The 18,270-nt window shown below is 70.9% G+C and carries 19 protein-coding genes and 1 pseudogene; 13 read left to right on the forward strand and 7 right to left on the reverse strand.

Annotation, left to right across the window (positions count from 1 at the left end; translation table 11 throughout):
• The first annotated feature begins 86 nt into the window (after positions 1–86).
• The 6 genes from ACF08B_RS30375 (at position 87) to ACF08B_RS30400 (ending at position 4,548) form a co-directional block, all read left to right on the forward strand.
• Positions 87–1,112 (forward strand): MBL fold metallo-hydrolase, encoded by a 1,026-nt coding sequence (locus tag ACF08B_RS30375; RefSeq protein ID WP_392320345.1) that lies wholly within the window; start codon positions 87–89, stop codon positions 1,110–1,112.
• Positions 1,113–1,181: 69 nt separating this feature from the next.
• Complete coding sequence (locus tag ACF08B_RS30380) at positions 1,182–1,913, forward strand: dienelactone hydrolase family protein (RefSeq protein ID WP_392320346.1); 732 nt, start codon at positions 1,182–1,184, stop codon at positions 1,911–1,913.
• A 563-nt stretch (positions 1,914–2,476) separates the two neighbouring features.
• Positions 2,477–2,818, forward strand: a complete 342-nt coding sequence (locus ACF08B_RS30385; RefSeq protein ID WP_392320347.1) for a hypothetical protein — start codon at positions 2,477–2,479, stop codon at positions 2,816–2,818.
• A gap of 195 nt (positions 2,819–3,013) precedes the next feature.
• Positions 3,014–3,361, forward strand: coding sequence for an STAS domain-containing protein (locus ACF08B_RS30390; RefSeq protein WP_392320348.1), 348 nt, complete (start codon positions 3,014–3,016; stop codon positions 3,359–3,361).
• Positions 3,362–3,456: 95 nt separating this feature from the next.
• The gene (locus ACF08B_RS30395) at positions 3,457–3,903 is read left to right on the forward strand and encodes an ATP-binding protein (RefSeq protein ID WP_392320349.1); all 447 of its coding nucleotides are present in this window, start codon (positions 3,457–3,459) and stop codon (positions 3,901–3,903) included.
• A 276-nt stretch (positions 3,904–4,179) separates the two neighbouring features.
• Positions 4,180–4,548, forward strand: coding sequence for a gas vesicle structural protein GvpA (locus ACF08B_RS30400; RefSeq protein WP_093480289.1), 369 nt, complete (start codon positions 4,180–4,182; stop codon positions 4,546–4,548).
• A gap of 53 nt (positions 4,549–4,601) precedes the next feature.
• Here the strand turns inward: ACF08B_RS30400 and ACF08B_RS30405 are convergent, their stop codons facing one another.
• Both ACF08B_RS30405 and ACF08B_RS30410 read right to left on the reverse strand, forming a co-directional pair.
• Positions 4,602–4,805: a cold-shock protein gene (locus ACF08B_RS30405; protein ID WP_073896324.1), complete on the reverse strand. Its 204-nt coding sequence runs from the start codon at positions 4,803–4,805 to the stop codon at positions 4,602–4,604.
• 151 nt (positions 4,806–4,956) lie between these two features.
• A complete protein-coding gene (locus ACF08B_RS30410) occupies positions 4,957–5,703 on the reverse strand; it encodes an endonuclease/exonuclease/phosphatase family protein (protein WP_392320350.1) in 747 nt (248 codons plus the stop codon).
• A 206-nt stretch (positions 5,704–5,909) separates the two neighbouring features.
• On the opposite strand from ACF08B_RS30410, the gene ACF08B_RS30415 reads away from it, so the two are divergent.
• The gene (locus ACF08B_RS30415) at positions 5,910–6,083 is read left to right on the forward strand and encodes a hypothetical protein (protein ID WP_176985880.1); all 174 of its coding nucleotides are present in this window, start codon (positions 5,910–5,912) and stop codon (positions 6,081–6,083) included.
• A 74-nt stretch (positions 6,084–6,157) separates the two neighbouring features.
• Here ACF08B_RS30415 and ACF08B_RS30420 read toward each other — a convergent pair whose 3' ends face one another.
• Entirely contained in the window at positions 6,158–7,291 is a 1,134-nt protein-coding gene (locus ACF08B_RS30420; RefSeq protein ID WP_392320351.1) for a hypothetical protein, read from the reverse strand.
• A gap of 513 nt (positions 7,292–7,804) precedes the next feature.
• Between ACF08B_RS30420 and ACF08B_RS30425 the strand changes: the two genes are divergently transcribed.
• The 5 genes from ACF08B_RS30425 to ACF08B_RS30445 all read left to right on the forward strand — a co-directional run bounded on the left by ACF08B_RS30425 (position 7,805) and on the right by ACF08B_RS30445 (position 11,838).
• Positions 7,805–8,809 carry a DUF6235 family protein gene (locus ACF08B_RS30425; RefSeq protein WP_392320352.1) on the forward strand — a complete coding sequence of 335 codons (1,005 nt, stop codon included), beginning with the start codon at positions 7,805–7,807 and terminating at the stop codon, positions 8,807–8,809.
• A gap of 213 nt (positions 8,810–9,022) precedes the next feature.
• On the forward strand, positions 9,023–9,508 hold the full coding sequence (locus ACF08B_RS30430) for a DUF6423 family protein (protein WP_073896318.1): 486 nt from the start codon (positions 9,023–9,025) through the stop codon (positions 9,506–9,508).
• Positions 9,505–10,845, forward strand: a complete 1,341-nt coding sequence (locus ACF08B_RS30435) for an FAD-dependent oxidoreductase (protein ID WP_392320353.1) — start codon at positions 9,505–9,507, stop codon at positions 10,843–10,845. The genes ACF08B_RS30430 and ACF08B_RS30435 overlap by 4 nt, the downstream gene beginning before the upstream one ends.
• Positions 10,838–11,296: a DUF6187 family protein gene (locus tag ACF08B_RS30440; protein ID WP_392320354.1), complete on the forward strand. Its 459-nt coding sequence runs from the start codon at positions 10,838–10,840 to the stop codon at positions 11,294–11,296. Before ACF08B_RS30435 ends, ACF08B_RS30440 begins: the two co-directional genes overlap by 8 nt.
• Complete coding sequence (locus tag ACF08B_RS30445; RefSeq protein ID WP_392320355.1) at positions 11,293–11,838, forward strand: carboxymuconolactone decarboxylase family protein; 546 nt, start codon at positions 11,293–11,295, stop codon at positions 11,836–11,838. The genes ACF08B_RS30440 and ACF08B_RS30445 overlap by 4 nt, the downstream gene beginning before the upstream one ends.
• Here ACF08B_RS30445 and ACF08B_RS30450 read toward each other — a convergent pair.
• The 4 genes and pseudogenes from ACF08B_RS30450 to ACF08B_RS30465 all read right to left on the reverse strand — a co-directional run bounded on the left by ACF08B_RS30450 (position 11,805) and on the right by ACF08B_RS30465 (position 16,629).
• Positions 11,805–12,528 (reverse strand): annotated as a pseudogene (locus ACF08B_RS30450) (hypothetical protein). The gene ACF08B_RS30445 and the pseudogene ACF08B_RS30450 sit on opposite strands and share 34 nt — an antisense overlap.
• A 148-nt stretch (positions 12,529–12,676) precedes the next feature.
• Positions 12,677–14,296, reverse strand: coding sequence for an alpha/beta hydrolase (locus ACF08B_RS30455; RefSeq protein WP_392320356.1), 1,620 nt, complete (start codon positions 14,294–14,296; stop codon positions 12,677–12,679).
• 327 nt (positions 14,297–14,623) lie between these two features.
• Positions 14,624–15,748, reverse strand: a complete 1,125-nt coding sequence (locus tag ACF08B_RS30460; protein ID WP_392320357.1) for a S8 family peptidase — start codon at positions 15,746–15,748, stop codon at positions 14,624–14,626.
• A gap of 107 nt (positions 15,749–15,855) precedes the next feature.
• Positions 15,856–16,629, reverse strand: a complete 774-nt coding sequence (locus tag ACF08B_RS30465; RefSeq protein ID WP_392320358.1) for a DUF3592 domain-containing protein — start codon at positions 16,627–16,629, stop codon at positions 15,856–15,858.
• A 188-nt stretch (positions 16,630–16,817) separates the two neighbouring features.
• Between ACF08B_RS30465 and ACF08B_RS30470 the strand changes: the two genes are divergently transcribed.
• On the forward strand, positions 16,818–18,242 hold the full coding sequence (locus ACF08B_RS30470) for an FG-GAP-like repeat-containing protein (RefSeq protein WP_392320359.1): 1,425 nt from the start codon (positions 16,818–16,820) through the stop codon (positions 18,240–18,242).
• The last annotated feature ends 28 nt before the right edge of the window (positions 18,243–18,270 follow it).

The raw sequence follows: 18,270 nt of genomic DNA on the forward strand, positions 1-18,270 counted from the left end.
GGTCGGCGATGCCGCTGCGGAGCCGGCCCACCCGAGAGCGGCGGCCCGCCGCTCGGTCTCCTCAACGCTACGAAGGACACCTTGCCATGACAGAGCCGGACGGCCGCGAGCCTCGCCCGTCGCGACGCAGCGTGCTGCGCACCGCATTCGTCTCCGGCGCGGCCTTCGCCGTACCCCTCTCGCCCTCGCTCCCGAAAGCGCGCGCCGCGCGGTTCCGCACCGGATCACTCGGTGACCAGTCGGCCGTGCGCAGTTTCGCCATGGGAGATGTCCGGCTCACCTATGTCGTCGACGCGGCCATGGAGTTGGACCGTGCCGGCTTCCTGCCCGCCGTCCCCGCCTCGTACTGGAGGGAACATCCCGAAGCGCTGGCTCCGTCGGGGCGCATCGCCGCCTCGGCGGGCGGTGTCCTCGTCGAGCGAGGCGACCGGCGGCTCCTGATCGACGTCGGTCTCGGCGCCACCATCCTCCCGCCCTCTCTCGGAGTCTCCCGCGGCGGGGCGCTGCTGCGCACCCTCCAGGCGCTGGGGGTGCCTCCGGAGTCGATCGACACCGTGGCCTTCACCCACCTGCACACGGACCACACCGGTGTCGGCTTCCTCACCGGGCCCGGCCGGCAGCCGCGCAAGGCGTTCCCCTGCGCCGACTATCTGGTGGCGGGAGCCGAGTGGGATCCGTTCTGGAACCGTGAGGTGAAGGTGGGGGCGCCGTCCTGGGACGGGTTCATGGTGCCGATGTCCCGGGTGCTGCGCCGGTTCGGCGACGGTGACGAAGTGTGGCCCGGCGTCACTGCGCTGATCACTCCGGGACACAGCCCCGGACACACCACCTACGTGGTCTCGGCCCATGACGGGCGGCGGATCCTGGTGTTCGGCGACGCCTTCCACACTCCCGCCCAGGTGGCCCACCCCGAATGGCCGTCCGGGCCCGACGTGAACGTCGACGGCGTGCTCAAGGCGCGAGCGACACTGCTGGCACAGCTGCGCGAGCGGCGTACCTACGGCTTCGCCTTCCACTTCGGCGACCAGGCGTTCGGCCGAGTCGCCGCGGGGGACCGATGGCGCCCGCTGCCGGCCCACGCTCTCCTGCCCACCCCGATCCGTCTGCCGTGAGCTGTGCGGCACTGAACTCCGTTGCCTGCCACTAGAGTTGCACCCCTCATCGTGTACACGGGGGTAGCCATGACCGGTCAGTGGGAGACGCTCGGCGAGGCAGGCGGCATCGAGGCGTATGTGCACCGACCCGCGGGAGAGGTACGGGGCGCCGTGGTGGTCTGCTCCGAACTGTACGGAGTCAACGCCTACGCCCGCGCCACCTGCGCGGAGTTGGCGGAGGCCGGGTACGCCGCGTTGGCGCCCGACTACTACTGGCGCAGTGCCCGCCGCACCGGACTCGGATACTCCGCCGAGGAGCGTGCGGACGGCCTGGGGCTGATGCGTGCGCTGGACCGGGATGAGCTGGTCGCCGATGCCTCCGCGGCACTGGCGGCGGCGCGCGCCGAGGCCGGGGAGCGTGGCGTGGCGTTCCTCGGACTGAGCATGGGCGGCCATATCGCGATGCGGGCGGCGACCGAGCTGAGCTTCGAGTTGGCCGCGGTCTTCTACCCCGGCTGGTTGCTCAACACCGGCTTCCCCCTGGTCGGTCCCGTGCCCCCGCTGGAGACCAGTGAACGCGTCGCCGCGGGGGGCGCGTTCGTGCTGGGCTTCCGCGGGGAGCTGGACCACATCATTCCGGCCGAGGAATGGGAGCAGGCCGAGCAGCGGCTCACCAAGGCCGGGGTGCCGCACGAGCTGGTGACCTATCCGGGAGCCCGTCACGGCTTCGCCTGCGCCGACCGTCCGGCCGACTACGACCAGCGAGCCGGCGCCGACGCCTGGCGGAAGGTCTACTCCGCCTTGGCGGCACACCTGTAGGCTCACGCGTTCGCTGCGTCCGCCTTCGCCCGCGTGGCCTGGAGCACGCGAGCGGAGGCCGGGCCGGTCGCCCAGCCGCGGCGCCCCGTCGAGCTGGGGAATTCTCATCGCCCGCAGCACACCGCATTCTGCACACTCCTCCGGTCGGACTCAGTCGCCCGAGAACCCGAAGACCCCCAGATGGGTTCCCCTCCTCCCCCATGAACGCCTCGTCCCGCCACAGTTCCTCGGGGTCCCGGTAGGTCGCGGCGTCGCCGTAGAACTCCTGGCAGACCTCCACGTGCAGAGCCTCCGGAGACTTCTCGACGGTGAGTCGATCAAGATTGGCTAAAGACTCTCAGGGGGGGGCAACAGTTGAGTGTTGAACTGCCAGGGGTGGGGCACCAGTACGCCGGCATCTGCCGTTGCACTTGTTCTTGGGGGGATCGATGTCGAGGTTCGGCAGTCGAGGACATGCCGGTGATCCGCATCCCACACACGACACCGCGCCCCTCGACGGCCGTCCGCGCTCGCACCTTTCGGCTTTCGAGCTGTCCGTACGGGAATACCGGGCACTGGTCCGCGTGATCGAACACGCCCGGGCCCGCCTCACGCTGGCCGGTGTCGGCGACACCGATACGATCCGCAACGCCAGCGGCGCGGAACTGCTGCCGCCCCTTCGCGCACGAGCCCACGCGGCCATGGATCGGGGAGCCGACGGTGTGCCGATGCTGGCCACCGAGATCCGACATCTCGAAGCAGCCGTCGTCAACCTCGAGTCCTACAACGGACATGAAGCCGTGCTCTGCGAGGGCTATGCGCTCCTCGAGCAATGCGAAGACCGCCAACGCGGGGCTCAGACCGCGCACATGGTCGACGGGATCCTCACCCTCGATCAGCGCACACCGCCGGCAGCCAGCCTGTGACCGCTCGCCGACGGACGACGCCGGCTCATCACCGTTCCCGCCCTCACAGCCCGCATCGCGCGGGTGCCGACCGTGCGTCAGCCGGAGCGGGCACGCCGATACGAGCGGAACACGGACCACTTTGTTTCACGTAGTCCGGAAAACCGCACTTCCGTGCGATTGGATTCTGCGGGGACCTGGTGTGAAGATGGCGCGATGCCCGCCGCCTTCGAGACGAAAGTGCACGTCACACGCTATGAGCAGGTCTCGCTGATCACCATGCGCGGGGAAGTGGACCACGACCACACCGAGGCCGTCGAAGCAGCCTTCGCCGAGGCCGATCAGGCAGCACCTTCCACCACGGCGGTCGACCTTTCCCAGGTCACCTTCGCCGACAGCATGCTCCTCAACGCCCTGCTCGACGCCCGCCGGCGCCACGATGCCGACGGCCGCGACCTCGTCCTCCTCGGGCCCCTGCAACCGGCCGTCACCCGGCTGCTGACGCTCAGCGGGACATACGACCACTTCAGGATCGCCCGCACCGGCCCCACGGCTGCCAGCTGACATCGAACCCATGAGTGCGACGACAGCGGGTAAGCGAACCAGCCCGACAGCTACACGACGTGACCAGGTAAGGAACGACCAACGGGAACGCTGCCATGGCCATTGCGCTCACAGATCAGGCACCGGATGAACGAGAACCGACGGCGCCCCTGCGGTACAGCACCGTCTGGGACGCACACCACCCGCCCGTCGCCGAAGCCAGGCAAGCCGTGCGCGCGCTGCTCACCCGTGCGGGGCACCCACCGGAGCACCGGGCGTCCCAGGACGCCGAGCTCGTGGTCAGCGAGCTCGTCACCAACGCCTACCGGCACGCACCGGGCCCCGGTGGGCTCGAGCTGGAGGTCATACCCGACGCCGCCCTCCTGCGGATCGCCGTGCGCGACGGCTCCTCCCGCCCGCCCGAGCCGCGGGACCGTGATGCCCGCCGCGTCGGCGGCCACGGCCTCCACCTCGTCACCCGGCTGTGCGCTCAGCTGCACACCATCGCCCTGGACACCGGCAAGCAGGTCGTGGCCCACCTCCACCTGCACAGCCGTACCTGACCACAGGGACCACAGCTCCGCCTGAGAGGCGGCCCTCCGACGACCTCCCGTGCTCACCCCGGCTCTGACCTGGGCCGCAGCGGCACAACGGGGCGCGGCTCCCATCGGGGTCGTGCCGAACGCACCTCGTCGCCCTCGCACTGGTGTTTCCTCGGGAACCGGCGGGGCATCCGCACGGGGAAGCTTGCTCGGCGGCAATGGACACCGAGGTCACCGTGCTGCCGGCGGGCACCACCTACGGGTCCAGGCCGAATCAGACGACAGGGGTTGGTCGCGATGACCGTGGCGACACAACAGGGTGGCGGAGGCGGCTCCAGCGGCCTGTACGACGTATTGGAACTCATCCTCGACCGCGGGCTCGTCATCGACGCGTTCATACGCGTCTCCCTCGTCGGCATCGAGATACTCAAGATCGACATACGGATCGTCGTCGCGAGTGTCGACACCTATCTCCGCTTCGCCGAGGCCTGCAACCGCCTCGACCTGGAATCCGGGCCGCGCAAACCGGCCGGCCTCACCGAACTCAAGGGACAGCTCACCGAGTCCGGCGCCCGCGGAGTGACCAAGGGAGCCCTCTCCGGCGCCGCGGAGACCATTTCGGACGCCTTCAAGCAGGCGCGCGAAGAAGGCGGCAGGAAGCGCTAGAGCGAGGGCGGCTGCCCGCACGGCAGCCGCCCTCCGGTGTGTGCGACGCCCGATCAGCCGCGGACGATGTTCTGCGCCTGCGGGCCCTTCTGGCCCTGCCCGATGTCGAAGGTGACGTGCTCGCCCTCGGTCAGTTCGCGGTAGCCGCTTCCCTGGATCTCGGAGTAGTGCGCGAAGACGTCCGGGCCTCCGCCGTCCTGCTGGATGAACCCGAAACCCTTTTCGGAGTTGAACCACTTCACGGTACCGCTGGCCATGTATGCCGATCCTTCGTCCATGCTCGGGAGCGGCCCTGTCTCCGGGGGCAGCTCCGGCTCCGGCGACGCCGGAAGCCAGCAGTTGTTCTACCCCCGAACCGGCCCGCTCATACGACAGCTTTCACAGCGTGCCGCTGATCGAAGCCATCCGCTACGCGGTGGGCACCCGCAAGGCGGCCAGCACCGGCAGGTGGTCCGTGGCTGCCCGAAGATCTCTTTCCCGGACGTCGCGGAGGCCCATCGGCACCCCGCACCCCAGTACCTCCACTCCCTCCGTCGTGAAGACCGCGTCGATCCGCTGCAGCGGATCGCCCAGCCGCGTGGTGTGCTCCCTCCCCCACGGGTTCGTCGCCCAGCCGTCCCGCAGGGCGTCGGCGAGGAGGCCGAAGGTACGACCGTCGGGCCGGTCGTTGAAGTCGCCCCCGACGACGCCGTACGGCACGTCCAGGGCGGACAGCCTTTCGAGGAGCAGTCGCCCCTGCTCGTAGCGCTCATGGTCGTCGATGCTCAGATGGCAGCTGAGCACCCCGAGCCGGGCCCGGCCGAACCGCAGCACGGCTGTCGCGAAGCCCCGCTGGTGCAGGCCGGGGGTACGGGGCAGCAGGACGTCCTCGACGCGCTCCACGTGAGCACGCAGAGAGGAGAGGATCATGGGGCCGGCGGCCGGGGCGCCGCCCGAGACGTACACGAGCCCGGAGTTCCGCGCGAGGCGGGCGGCGGCCTTGCGCCAGCCGTAGAACCGCGGCGCCTCCTGAACGCACACGACGTCCGGGCGGCAGGCCCGGAGCACCCGGGCGAGGGCCGCGACGTCGTCGCGCATGGAGCGGATGTTGTAGCTGAGCACACGCACCACCACGGAGCCGTCGGGCTCCGTCGCCGACCTGGGCAGATCCTGCACGCTTCCCCTTCCCGCACGAGGGCGCGGTACGAGACGACGCTATCCGGCGTGGACGAGTTGTTCTTGCCCCCTGGCACCGCCGGCACGTCCCGTAATGGCCCTCATCCGTTACACCGAGAGGCCACAAAGTCTCCTATGTGCCGTATGCCGTTTCCGCGTCAGGGACAGGGGCAGGTGGACGGGTAAGTGCCGATGAAGGGACCGCCATGAGTGCCGGACAGAAGGCCATGGCCATGGGCGAGCAGGCTGTCGGGAAAGCGGTGAGGAAGGCGGCTCACGCCGTGGGCAAGGAGACCGTCGCGGCCAAGGGCGCCGCACTCGAGGCCCGGGGCAAGGCCCGGGAGACCAAAGAGAGGGCCAAGGACAGCTTCAAGCACTGATCGGAGCCTGGGGCCCGGCCAGGCCGACGCCTCATGGAGGACCGGTCCGGCCAGACCGTGCCGACCGGACGACATCAGCGCTGCCGGTAGCGCCGCCACTGGCGTCCGCCGTCGCCAGAGATCCATAGACCTTCGCCCTTGACCAAGTCGTAGGTCGCCGTCGTCGCGTCCGCGATGCCGAAGAGCGTGGTGCCGTCGACGGTGAGCGACGTGAATCTCACCGGCGTCCTCAACTCCCGGAAGACGGTGTTGGTGCGGTCGCCGGCAAGCCAGTAGCGGCCGCCCTCCTCGCCGACGAGGAGCCGCCCGTCCGCAAGCGCCTCCAGCACGAGTGCCTCCGGTCCCCTCTTCAGGGACTCGAAGGGGATCCCACCGCCGAGCACTGTCCGCCAGTGTCCGCCGCCGTCCGTCGTCATCAGCAGGCCTCGCACCCCGTCCCCCTGGATGAGCGACAGCGCCGCGGTGCCGCCCCGCGCGGCGAGAACGCCTCCCGTGTAGGGCTTCGGGACGGCGATGCTGCCGAGCGTGCGACCGCCGCGTTGCCGTACGACGCGGTGGGGTTCCTCGGTCAGGGGCTGGTCGAGGCTCCACACCGTGCCCCGCTCGTCCACGGCGAAGCGGATGCCGTTCGCCGGGACTCCGGCCGGGGGCGCCAGGGTGCGCGTGGCAGGCCGGTAGACCAGAGTCGGCTCCGGTGCGGCGAGCAGGATGTCGCCGGCACGGGTGCGCAGGGCGGTCTCGGCGATCACCACCTTGTGCCGCTTGCCGTCCACGTCGAGGGCGTACGCTCCCCCGACTCCCTCGCCGGGCGGCACCCGTACGAAGCCACCGCGCACTCCTTCGAACGCGACCGGCGCCGCCTCCGCGTCCGTGTGTTCCGCGTGCTCGGCGACCGTTCGGCCGTCGGGGTCCACGATGCGCCAGGCGAAGGCGGCCGGACCTTCGTCGTCCTCGACGTTTCCGGCGTCGTACGTCAGGAGCAGCGAGCCGTTGTCCGCGCGGGCCACGCCACTGGGTGCGCCGGCGGCCTCGACGACGTCGGCAGGGCTCGGGTGAGGGTCCTCGATGACACGCTTGTACTCCGCCTCACGGCTTCCGGAACCGCCGTCGTCGGAAGCACTCGTGGCGCAGGCGGTCAGTGCGAGTGCGGCACCGACCGCGACCAGGAGCCTGGCCGACCGGCTCCCGCGGTTCCTCAGCGACGTCATGGCCACATCCTCACATGGGGTCGCGGCGGTGCCTGGAGGACGGGGACGACCTCCGGCCATGCCGAGCTTCGAGATCACGCAGCGCCTGCTCCGCCGGATCCTCTCCGGGCCGAGCCGCGCGCGAGCCTCGCCCTCGGGACCCTGGAGCTTCCGGCCGGCGAGTTGAACATCCGCTTGAACATCCGCATGCCTGCCAGCAAGCCGCCCGGGCGTCTGGCAAGGGCTACTTGGCGAGATGGGCCGGATTGCGGAACGCCGCAGGATCAAAAGCAATTTGGAAGATGTCGGCGCGCGGAGACGTGCCTACTTTCAAAAGTGTCGGACTGCCGGAACTGCTTTCCCAGGAGGGCCGGATGAACTCTGTGGCGGTTGCGTCTAACGCCGGAGGCAGCGCGTTCCTGGGGCGACAACAACACCTGGCGGCCCGTCGGCACACAGCGCCACCGCTCCGCGGGCGGTGGAAATTCCCGCTTGCGCCCGGCCTTGTCCGGGCCCTTCGAATCTGGGGTAGAGATGCGGCACTTCACCGTGCGAGCCGAAAGCGGCCTGATCGGATTCCTGCCCGTGCGGGCTCTGATGGGTGCGGGCGTCACCGCTGCCTGGTCGCGGCCGGCCCGCGTCGGGCTGAAGCTCATCGCGCCCGACGACCCGGCGAGCGCCACGCCCGGGGACCAGGAGGAGCGCGTCGACGCTGCCCGGCGACTGCCTCCCGACCGCCTCCGCCTGTTCCATCAAGAGCGCGTGATCCGCAGCTTCCGTGAGGTGGCCCGCGCCTGGCTGAAGCAGGTGGGACCGTGTCGCATCGACGTGATCGACGCCGACCTGCTCGACGACGGCAGCCGGGAGTTCTTCGCCACGCTCGCCGATCAGTCCGAGGGACTGGTCGACATCCGCAGGGAAGAACTCGCCAACTCCGAGGAGCAGCTTTCGGCCACGGTCTCGGGACGGGAACTGCGCATCGACCACCTGGCCCGCTCGGGCGGTCAACTCAGCGAGGACGAAGTGGACTTCCTCCATGAGCAGGCCCTACGGTACCTCGGCACCGGTGACAGCTGGACGGCCGAGCGCATTCTGCGCGCCGTGCTGCGCCACCGGGCCGCGCCCCTGGTGCGGAGCCAACTGCGTCTTGCCTGCACCCTGCTGGGGCGCCCCGTCGAAACGGATTTCCAGTCCCTGCGCCGCGCGGAGTTGGAGCCGGGCACCCAGGGCGCCGGAGCCCGACGCCCGGCGTTCCGGCTCGTCGCGGGCTGGGACCTGCTGGAGCAGTGGTCCGGCACGGCGAACCAGATCGAGAGGAACGCCGTGCACCAGGCGCTGTTCGCCATCGTCGACAGGACGGTCTTCAGGACGTACGACACGTCCGAAGTCACGGCGCAGCCGCAGGAGTTCTTCGTCCGGTTACGGAGGGGTCTCGTCATGAAGATCCGCATCCGCGACTTCGACATGTTCGAGATCGCCTACGTCGGATCCGCCGGCGAAGCGCCGGGAATCGACCTCGAGACCGGTCGGGCGGCGTGACGGCGGTTACTCGACCGGTTCCCGCCCCGGCCAGTTGTCGAACATCCAACTACGCTTCGCACAAGCGTGCTTGACAGGGTGTGGGGCCTGTGAAAATCTCGGTCCCACTTGTGACACCAGGGGTCTCTGTCAAGAATTCGGAGAGATGCAATGCCGTCGCTTGAAGTGTCGGGGATAGATGTTTCCTCGCGAGTACGGGCTCGCGATATCCAAATGGCCGGGGTCGCCGACGTACGACGCCGGGTGCTGATGATTTCCGGAGCCATCGACACGGTCGACCACGACGTCTCGGTGTGCGTCAATCTTCCCGAGCCCGGACGCTGGCAGGTGATCAAGTCCGAGACCAATCTGACGGACCGTACGTGGGTCGCCATGCAGGCCGCCACGGACGAGGACTCCGTCTTCGTGAACGACGCCGACACCCTCGTGATGTCACGACAGTTCTCGAAGTCCTTCATCACCCCCGACCAGCGTCGCCTGACCTTCTACGGCGGTGAAGTGCGCCCCGGTGAGGCGGTGGTGAAGATGTACTCGCTGGAGACCGTCGGCCGCAGGCCCACGTACTCGTACTCCCGGTACACCCCCGTGGCCACCGACAGTCCGGAGGCGGCGGCGAAGACCCTCGACCGGCTCGTCGCCGAGGGCCTGCCCCAGCGACCGGTCATCGAGATCATCGTTCCGGTGACGGTCATCGGGTGACCACCTTCGTTCCCGAGCCCCACCTGCTCGACTCGCCCCGCGGCCGTGACTGGGCCCCGGCCCCGGTCAGCGCTCCCCGGGCCGTCAGTGCGGACGCGGTGCCCGCCACCGCCGACGTCGTCATCGTCGGCGCCGGCCCGGCCGGCCTCGCCACGGCCTCCGCGCTGTGGCACCTCGGCGTCCATGACGTCGTCCTGCTCGACCGCGACGGACGGCCCTGCGGCCGGTTCTTCGAACGCATCGACACGCTCAAGCAGCGCGTGCTGCGCTCGCCGTACGAACACCACCCCGGAGTCGAGGGTTACCGCGACTGCGAGCTGCTCGACTTCGCCCGGCTGAACTGGTCCCGGCTCACCCCGGTGGAACGCCGGGAGATTCGCATGGCCCAGGCGGGGCACCGCTCCGTGGTGCCCGTCGACGTGTTCGAGGCCTACTGCCGGCACGTGGCCACGCTCCACCACGTGGACGAGCACACATGGCGGGCCGACGTCCGGGACGTCCGGCCCACCGCCGACGCGGTCACGGTGCACGCCGACGGCATCTCGGTCACCGCGCCCTACGCCGTCCTCTGCCTCGGCGAGGAACGCCGTACCGCCCCCGGCGACTGGTGGGAGGGTGACTCCGTTCCGCCCGGCGTCAGTTACTGGGACGAGCCCGTACCCCAGGACGCCGAGCACCTCACCGTCATCGGCGCCGGGCTGAGCGCCGCCCATCTGATCGCGAACGCCCTCGGCGACGGCAAGCGCGTCCACTGGATCGTGCGGGCCGCCGAAGAGCGCTATCAGTGCGCCGACGTCAACGCGTCGTTCTTCCGGGCCGAGGGCAGGGCCCGCTTCGACGGGACGAGCTGGGAGGACCGCCTGACCCTGATGGGCGGCCAGCGCAGGGCGTCCGTCATGTTCGAGTTCCGCCCGCGGATGCAGGCCGCCGAGGCCGACGGTCGGCTGATCGTCCACCGCGGCCGCGCGGTCACCGGGCTGCTGCCCGAGCGTGCCGGACGGGTAGCCGTCCGCCTCTCCGACGGCGAGCGCGTGGTCGCCGACCACGCCGTGCTGGCTCTCGGCACCGCCGTATCCAGCGGCGACCGGCTGCTGCCCGCGGGCGTGGCCGCGGCGCGTGACGGCTGGCCGGACCTCGACGAGAAGACCTTGGCCTTCCGCAACGCGCCGCGCGTCTTCGCGGTCGGCGCCGCCGCCGGCATGGTGCTGGGTCCCGCGGCCCGCAACATCGACGGCCACCGCGTCGCGACGGCCCGGGTGGCGACGGCGGTCGCCGTCGGCCTCCAGGAGAGTTCCGGCAGGCGCGGCACCGACGACAGGGTGATGGCCGGTGTCTGACCTCGACGCATTCGACACCCGGTTCTCCCTGACCCCGGTCGACGAGCCCGGGACGACCGAGACCGGTGTGCTGCTCATGGGGCTGGAGGCCGAACGCCTCCTCGCCGGCCTGGGCCTGGCGGCCCTCACCGACGACCCGGCGCAGGTGCTCCTGGCCGTGGACCGGATCCGGCACGGCGTACGGGCGACCGTGACCTTCGAGGCCCTTGTCGAGGCCGGTGCGCAGCGCTGGCGCGAGGCCCGTCCGGCGTTGACCGCCGCCGTCGGACCGGCGTCGCCGCCCGCCGCCCTGCGCAAGGCGTGGAAGGACACTCTGCGCATGTTCGCCTACTGCGATCTGGGAGACCCGGGCCCCGCCACCTCCGCCCATCTGGCGGCGTGTTGGCTGCGCAGGAACGAGATCGACCGGCTGGCCCAGCGCCCGGCCCCTGGAGAGATGACGGCACGATGACCTACCTGAAGTCCCTGCCCGCGGACGCGGCGCTCCTCCAGGTCTTCGAGGCCTACCCGCGCACCTCGCGGCCGCTCCTGGAGCTCCACGAGTCGGTCCTCCGGGAGGAGTCGCCCTTCACCGTCGCCGAACGCGAATTGATGGCGGCGTACGTCTCCGGTCTCAACGACTGCACGTACTGCCACGGCATTCACACCGCTACCGCGGAGGCCTTCGGCGTTCCCGAGGGGCTGCTGGCCGACGCACTCGCCGATCTGGACGGCGCCGAGGTCGACGAGAAGCTCAAGCCCGTGCTGCGCTATCTCGGCATCCTCACCCGGACCCCGGCCCTGCTCACCCCGGCGGACGCCGAAGCGGTCTTCGCGGCCGGCTGGGACGAACGCGCCCTGCACGACGCGGTGATGGTCGGCGCGCTGTTCAACTTCATGAACCGCATGGTCGAAGGTCTGGGAGTCGTGGCGGACAAGAGCTACTTCCCCGTCTCGGCGGCCCGCCTCCACGACCACGGCTACCACGGCCTCGCCGCCCGCCTGACCTCCTGAGGCCGACGCCACGTTCCACCTCCTGTGCGCCGCTGGGTCGGCAGGCATCCGGCTTCAGAGTGGGGTGGAGCTGCGGTAGGTCGAGATGCCGGCGGCCAGCAGCCAGTAGCTGAGGAGCGCCCCCATGAGAGCGGTGGTGCCCCAGCCGTTGGCCGCGTAGAAATGGGCCGGGGTGTTGCCGAAGAACAGGGACGGTACGAAAGCCAGGTTGACACCCGCGAGGAGGTAGGCGGAGCGGCCGACCCAGCGCGGCAGCAAGTCGGCACGGCAGACGACATGTCCCAGCGTTGCCAGGAACAGTGCCAGCAACAGCCGGGAGATCGTGCCGTAGAGGATGTAGGTGCCGCTGACCGTGATCGTCGGATCGACCGGACGGTCGGCGGCGATCACCGCACCTGCCTCCAACCCGGTCTAGACCAGGGCGATCGCCGTGTACACCAGACCGATGGCAAGGGCCATCGAGCCGGCCCACTCGTAGTCGGGCCGTGCGAGTCTGACGAGTTCCCGGAACGAGGTGGCGAAGACGGCCAGCGAGGTGATGCCGACGATGCCGATCAGCAGCCTGGTCAGCACGTTGGCGTCCGGTGGCGGGCCCGAGTAGACGAAGTACAACGGCACTTCGACGATGAGGGCGACGGCGGTCACGATGCCCGCGATGCCGGTCAGGCGCCTGACGAAGCGTTCGTTCATGGGAGTTCCCCCGAATCCGTGTGTGGGATGCGCGTCGGTCCGTTCGCCGACGTGTCCAGACTGCCGTCGGCCGCGGCCGACGTCCCTGGGCCTGGACACCGGATCGGGGGTGGTGCCGGTGACACCCTCGGCGGAGTGCTGTGCCGGCTCAGGAGGCGGCCGCCAAGCCGCCGCCTCCGGTGGCCATGCCGCCGACCGGCTTGGGTGCCGGGAAGGGGGGCTCGTCCTGCCGGCAGGTCGTTCCGGGCGGCGGGAGTGTGCCGTCGATCAGGTACCGGCTCTCGTACGTCTTCACACAGCTGCTGGGGTTGGTGAGGGCGGTGTGGCCGTACCCCTCGTTGGTGAGCAGGCGGGCGTCGGCCAGTTCCCCGGCGAGCGCCTGCGCGTTCGCGTAGGGGGTGGCGGGGTCGTACCTGGTGCCGACCAGCAGGACGGGGTGTGCCGTCGGCCTGTTCCACGGGCCGCGGTAGCGGTCGGCGGCGACGGCCGGCCAGGTGATGCAGGCCGCAGACGCCCAGGTCCAGAAGCGTCCGGCGTCGCCCGCGCGGCCGGCGGCGGCCTCTTCCATCGCGGGGTAGGCGGCGGGGTCCCGCGGATTGGGGCTGTCGCCGCAGAGCACCGCGCTCGCCTGTTCCTCGCCGACGTACGGATTCGGATGCGGAACCGGTGGCGGGGGCGGGAGCGGGGACGGCTTGGGGGCGCGGCCCTGCCACAGGTCCCGCAGCCGGCCGGCGAGGTCCGTCCAGCCCGGGTGGACGAAGTAGAGGCTGCTCACCACGTCGGCGACGGTACGGCCGTAGGTCCACTCACCCACGGGATGTGCGCGTAGCCGCCGCATCAGCTGGTCGTACCTGTCGCGGGTGGCTTTCGGGCTGCCGGCGGAGAAGGCGCAGCCCGCGGTGTCGGTGGATCCGCACAAGGTGAGGAACCGGTCCAGGACGGCCGCCGCGGCGCGGTCCGAGCCCATGCGCAGGAACGTGGTGAGCCGTGGGTCCTTGTCGGAGGCGTGGTTCGTCCAGGCCTGCGGATCGATGTCGCTGTCGAGGACCATGGCGCGGACCCTGCCGGGGAACAGGTTGGCGTAGGTGCTGCCCAGGATCGTGCCGTAGGAGATCCCCAGGTAGGTGAGTTGTGCATCGCCCACCGCCTTGCGCAGCTCGTCGAGGTCGCGAGCGGTGTCGGTGGTCGACACGTGGCGCAGCAGTTCGGGATCGCGCCGCTGACAGCGTCGGGCGAGGTCCTGGTACGCGGCGATCACGGTGGCCCGCTGCCGTGCGCCCACCGGGATGCCGGCCGGTTTGCTCGCCTTCCACGCGGCGGCTTCCGCGGAGGTCGCGAAGCAGTTGACCGCGGTGCTGCTGCCGATCCCGCGGGGGTCCCAGCTGACGATGTCGAACCGCTCCCGTACCTCGCGCGGGAAGGCCTCGTAGTTCTGTGGCATCTGGACCGTTCCCGGTCCGCCGGGCCCGCCGGGGTTGAACAGCAGGGTGCCGACGCGTCGGCCGGGGGCGGTCGCCTTCCGTCTGACGACGGCGAGTTCTATGGCACGGCCGCCCGGGTTGTCGTAGTCCAGCGGCACGGTCGCGGTCGCGCAGTCGAAAGGGCTGCCCTGGACGCAGGGTCTCCAGTCCAGTTCGGGCACCGTGGGTGTGGGGGCGCCTCCCGCGGCGGCGGGTAGCTGTCCGGTCAGAGCGGTCGAGCAGGTCACCAAGGAGGCGATGACCGCGGCACACACGCGACGGCCCGCTGTCGGTCCGGATATGTGCATGCCCTGTCCTTCCACACGGCTGACGGCCGGACGCCTCTCTGCGGTGGGCGTCGGCACGCGTCTGTGTCCACGGCACCGCCGCCCGGCGACGCGCGCGAGCCGACCGCGGCCGAATGGCGGAACGCGGGCGTGCGGCCCCCGGGCATGCGGCCGAGGGAGGCACCCGTCTGCGCGGTCGGCCGGAGACGCCGGCGGCCCGCCCCGTCACGGTGGAGGGGCGGGCCGGGCAGGAGGGAACGGCAACGGCCGCGGGGCGGAGCGAGCGCGCTCCTCCGCCGCGCGCCCGGGTGACCGTGCGGCCGGCGCGGCCGGCGCGGCCGGGAAGGGTCAGAGGCCACCCGTGTTCAGCAGCCGGTTGGGAGTGTCGGAGCGGACTCCGCGCAGGACCCCCCGGGTGGCCGTGTGGTCGAGCCAGACGTGGACCTCCTTGGCCGTGGCGTGGGGGTGTGCCGACAGGTACAGCGCGATCACGCCGGTCGCGTGCGGAGCGGCCCAGGACGTGGCGCCGCCGTCCTCCGTGGTCGTACCGCCGCCGGCGAGCGCGGCGGTCACCTTCTGGCCGGGGGCGTACAGGTCCACGCAGCGTCCGTAGCCCGATCCGTAGGAGCCGCCGTCGCTCCATGCGCGGTCGTTCGAGGTGGAGGCCGCGACGACGATCGTGCCGGGGACTCCGGCCGGGGAGTGCTTGCAGGCGTCGTCGTGGAAGTTGCCGGCCGACACCACTGTGGGGAGTCCGGCGTCGACCATCTTCTTCACGGCGGACTCGAGTGCCGCCGACCGGTGGTCGAGGTTGAGCGACATGTTCACCACCGCGGGCTTCTGCGCGTGCGCGGTGACCCACTTGACCGACTTCACCAGGGCGGCCTCGGCCTGTGCCGGGGAGCCGCCGCCGTCGCTCTCGCACATGATTCCCTGGACCCGTACGAGGTCGGCTCTGGGTGCGACTCCGTACTTCGCCCCGCCGATGATCCCCGCGACGAACGTGCCGTGGCCGGTCCCCGCCTCGCTGAAGCAGTCACCGGAGTCCTTGGGGCCCACGAAGTCGGCGCCGAGGTGGGCCCGTCCGCCGAACTCCTTGTGGCCGATGTCCATCCCGGTGTCGATCACGTAGACGTGCACGCCCCTGCCCGTGGCGGTGGTGGTGAACTTCCCGTTCAGCGGCCGTGCCCGCTGGTCCAGGATGTCCAGGTTCCACGGCACCTTGCGGGTGACGGGCGAGGCCGCGTTCCGCGCGAGCCCGGACATCTTCACCACGGCCGCGGCGGACTTCGACGACGAACCGGACGGCGCGCCGTTCCCGGATCGCGTCCGGGTCTCCGCCTTCCCGTGCGCGGCGGACTTCCCGCCGCTCCCCCGGTCCGCCGTGCCGCCTTCCCCGCCACAGGCCGAGGCCCCCCACACCGTCGCCATGGCCACCGCCATGAGACCGACCTTCGCCATGTTCCGCGTCACAGCGTCCCCCCTGCTTCGTGCACAGTCAGCGCACAAGACGGCCACAGGGGGTGGACGGTTCCCGCCGCTCGTGCGGCCGGGCCGCCGAACTCTCATGGGGCCGTGGCTCAGGTTCGGTGGTCATGCGGTGCCGTGTCGGCGTTCGTTCGCCGCCTGGCCCGTACGGCCTCCCAAGTGGCTCCGGCCAGAAAGCCCGCCGCGAGCAGCCCGATCACGATCGAGCCCTCGCGCATGCCCGCGGCGTCGCGTCCGTCGAGGTAGTCGACCTGGACGACCTGGGTGGGGGTCGCCGGGTCGTACGCGACGGGTATCCGCGCTCCCGGCTTCGCCTCGCTCGCCGCGCTGCCCGTGACATCCACATCCGCCTGGACGGGGCCGGACGGTGTCTCGAAGCGGACGGTCACGGCGGCCGGCCGGCCCTCCTCCGTGCGACCGGTGATCTCGACCACGGTGGCTTCGGTCCGACGGCCCTGGTCGCGGAGAGTCGCCAGCATCCGGTACTCCTGCGCGGCGTTCCATCCCATGATTCCGGCGAGGGTGGCGAACACCAGGAATCCTGCGGCGGCCGTTCGGGCCCTGGTCCAACGGGGGTCCAGGAGCCACGAGTCCGGGCCCAGCCGCGGCAGGTGCGCTGCGAGGTGGTCCGGGGCGGGGATCGGGCCGCCCCGGCGAGGGGCCGGACCTCGGTGACGCAGCAGCCGGGCGACACCGTCCGCCGCGGCCAGCGCGGCGGCCCAGCAAAGAACATAGAGCCACAACGGCACGGGCGGTCTGAAGGCCGTCCACACCACGATGGCGAGGGCGACCGCCGGCGCCTTCCACCCGAAGAGAGAAGCGCGCTCGTCCGGGTCGCCGTTCAGGATGGGCTCGCGCTCGTCCACCTGCGCCTCCACTCGCCGTCACCAGATGAGACTCATGGACAACGGCACTGGTTGCAATGGGAGTTGGCCCCGCAACAGGCGTCGAAGAGCACCGCACCTGAGATGCGCGGACCCTGCGCGTACAACCCTTTGGTCACCGCGGACGTCGTACGTCGCTGAGACGTGGGATCACTGACAGGAGCACGACCTTGCGCATTCGTACCTACGCCGTCGCGGTGTCCGCTGCCCTTGCCGTGGCAGGGCTGGGCGCTCCGGCCGCCGTGGCGGCGCCCTCCGGGCTGTGGGACGACTTCAACGGTGACGGGTATCGCGATCTGGCCATCGGCACGCCGAAGGCGAGCGGCGGCACGGTCACCGTGCTGTTCGGCTCGGCGTCCGGGGTCACCCCGGCGCGATCGGTGAACATCACCCAGAACTCTCCGGGTGTGCCGGGTACTTCGGAGTCCGTGGACCAGTTCGGCGCGAACGTCACCAGTGGTGACGTCGACGGCGACGGCTACGCCGACCTGATCGTCGGGGCACCGTACGAGCAGGTCGCGGGCAAGCCGGGGGGATCGGTGACAATCGTCTGGGGCGGCGCGAAACCGTTCACGTCCGGCGGCACCGTGCTCACCGCGCCGACCGCCGAGGCCTACGGGTTCGGGTCGGGTGCCGCCTTCGCGGACCTGGACGGCGACGGTGCCGGGAACCTGGTCGTCGTCGGTGCCGACACCTTCTGGTGGTACGGCGAGGGGAAGCCCACCCAGGACGGCGCGCTGGCACCGGAGGTGGGATTCCTGCCCGAGGGCGTACGCCTGGACGGTGTCGTCGCCGGGCACTTCTCCGGCACCGACGGCAGCGACTTCGTCCTGCACGGCCGGCGCGTGGACAGCGACGGCTTCTCGACCAGCAGCTACCTGGGTCTTCTCCGCGGCGGTCCGGGCGACATCGGCTCCTCCTACTCGGTGCTCGCCGAGAGCGGCGCCGCGGGCGGGACCGTCTGGAGCCGGGCCGTCGCGGCGGGCGACATCAACCACGACGGATACGACGACCTGGTCACCGGCAACGAGAACGTGGGCAAGGGCGGTTCGTTCACCGTGCGGTACGGCAAGGCGGCCGGACTGCCCGCCACGGGCAGGACGTACACCCAGGCCAGTCCCGGCGTGCCGGGAACCGACGAGAGCGGCGACGACTTCGGCGCCGCGGTCGCGGTGGGCGACGCGACCGGCGACGGCTACGCGGACATCGCGGTCGGCGCTTCGTACGAGGACGTGGACGGTCACCGCAACGTCGGGGACGTCGCCCTGCTCAAGGGTTCTTCGGCCGGGCTGACCACGAGCGGGGCCCAGTCCTTCCACCAGGCCACGCCGGGCGTGCCGGGCGCCGCCGAAGCGGGCGACCACTTCGGCTCGTCGCTGCGGCTGCGCGACATCAACGGCAACGGCAGGGCGGACCTGGCGATCGGCGCGTTCGGCGAGGACGTGGTGCCCGGAGGGTACGACGACGGGGCGGCGTGGGTGCTGCGCGGCACGACCTCGGGACTGACCACGTCGTACGCGACCGCCTTCAACGCGACGGACTTCGCGTATCCGGTGGTCGAGGGCCGCAAGTTCGCGGACGTCTTCGCCCGCTGACACCGACGCCGCGCTTCGGGGACCGTGT

Source organism: Streptomyces sp. NPDC015139 (assembly GCF_043079785.1).
Lineage (GTDB): Bacteria > Actinomycetota > Actinomycetes > Streptomycetales > Streptomycetaceae > Streptomyces > Streptomyces albidocamelliae.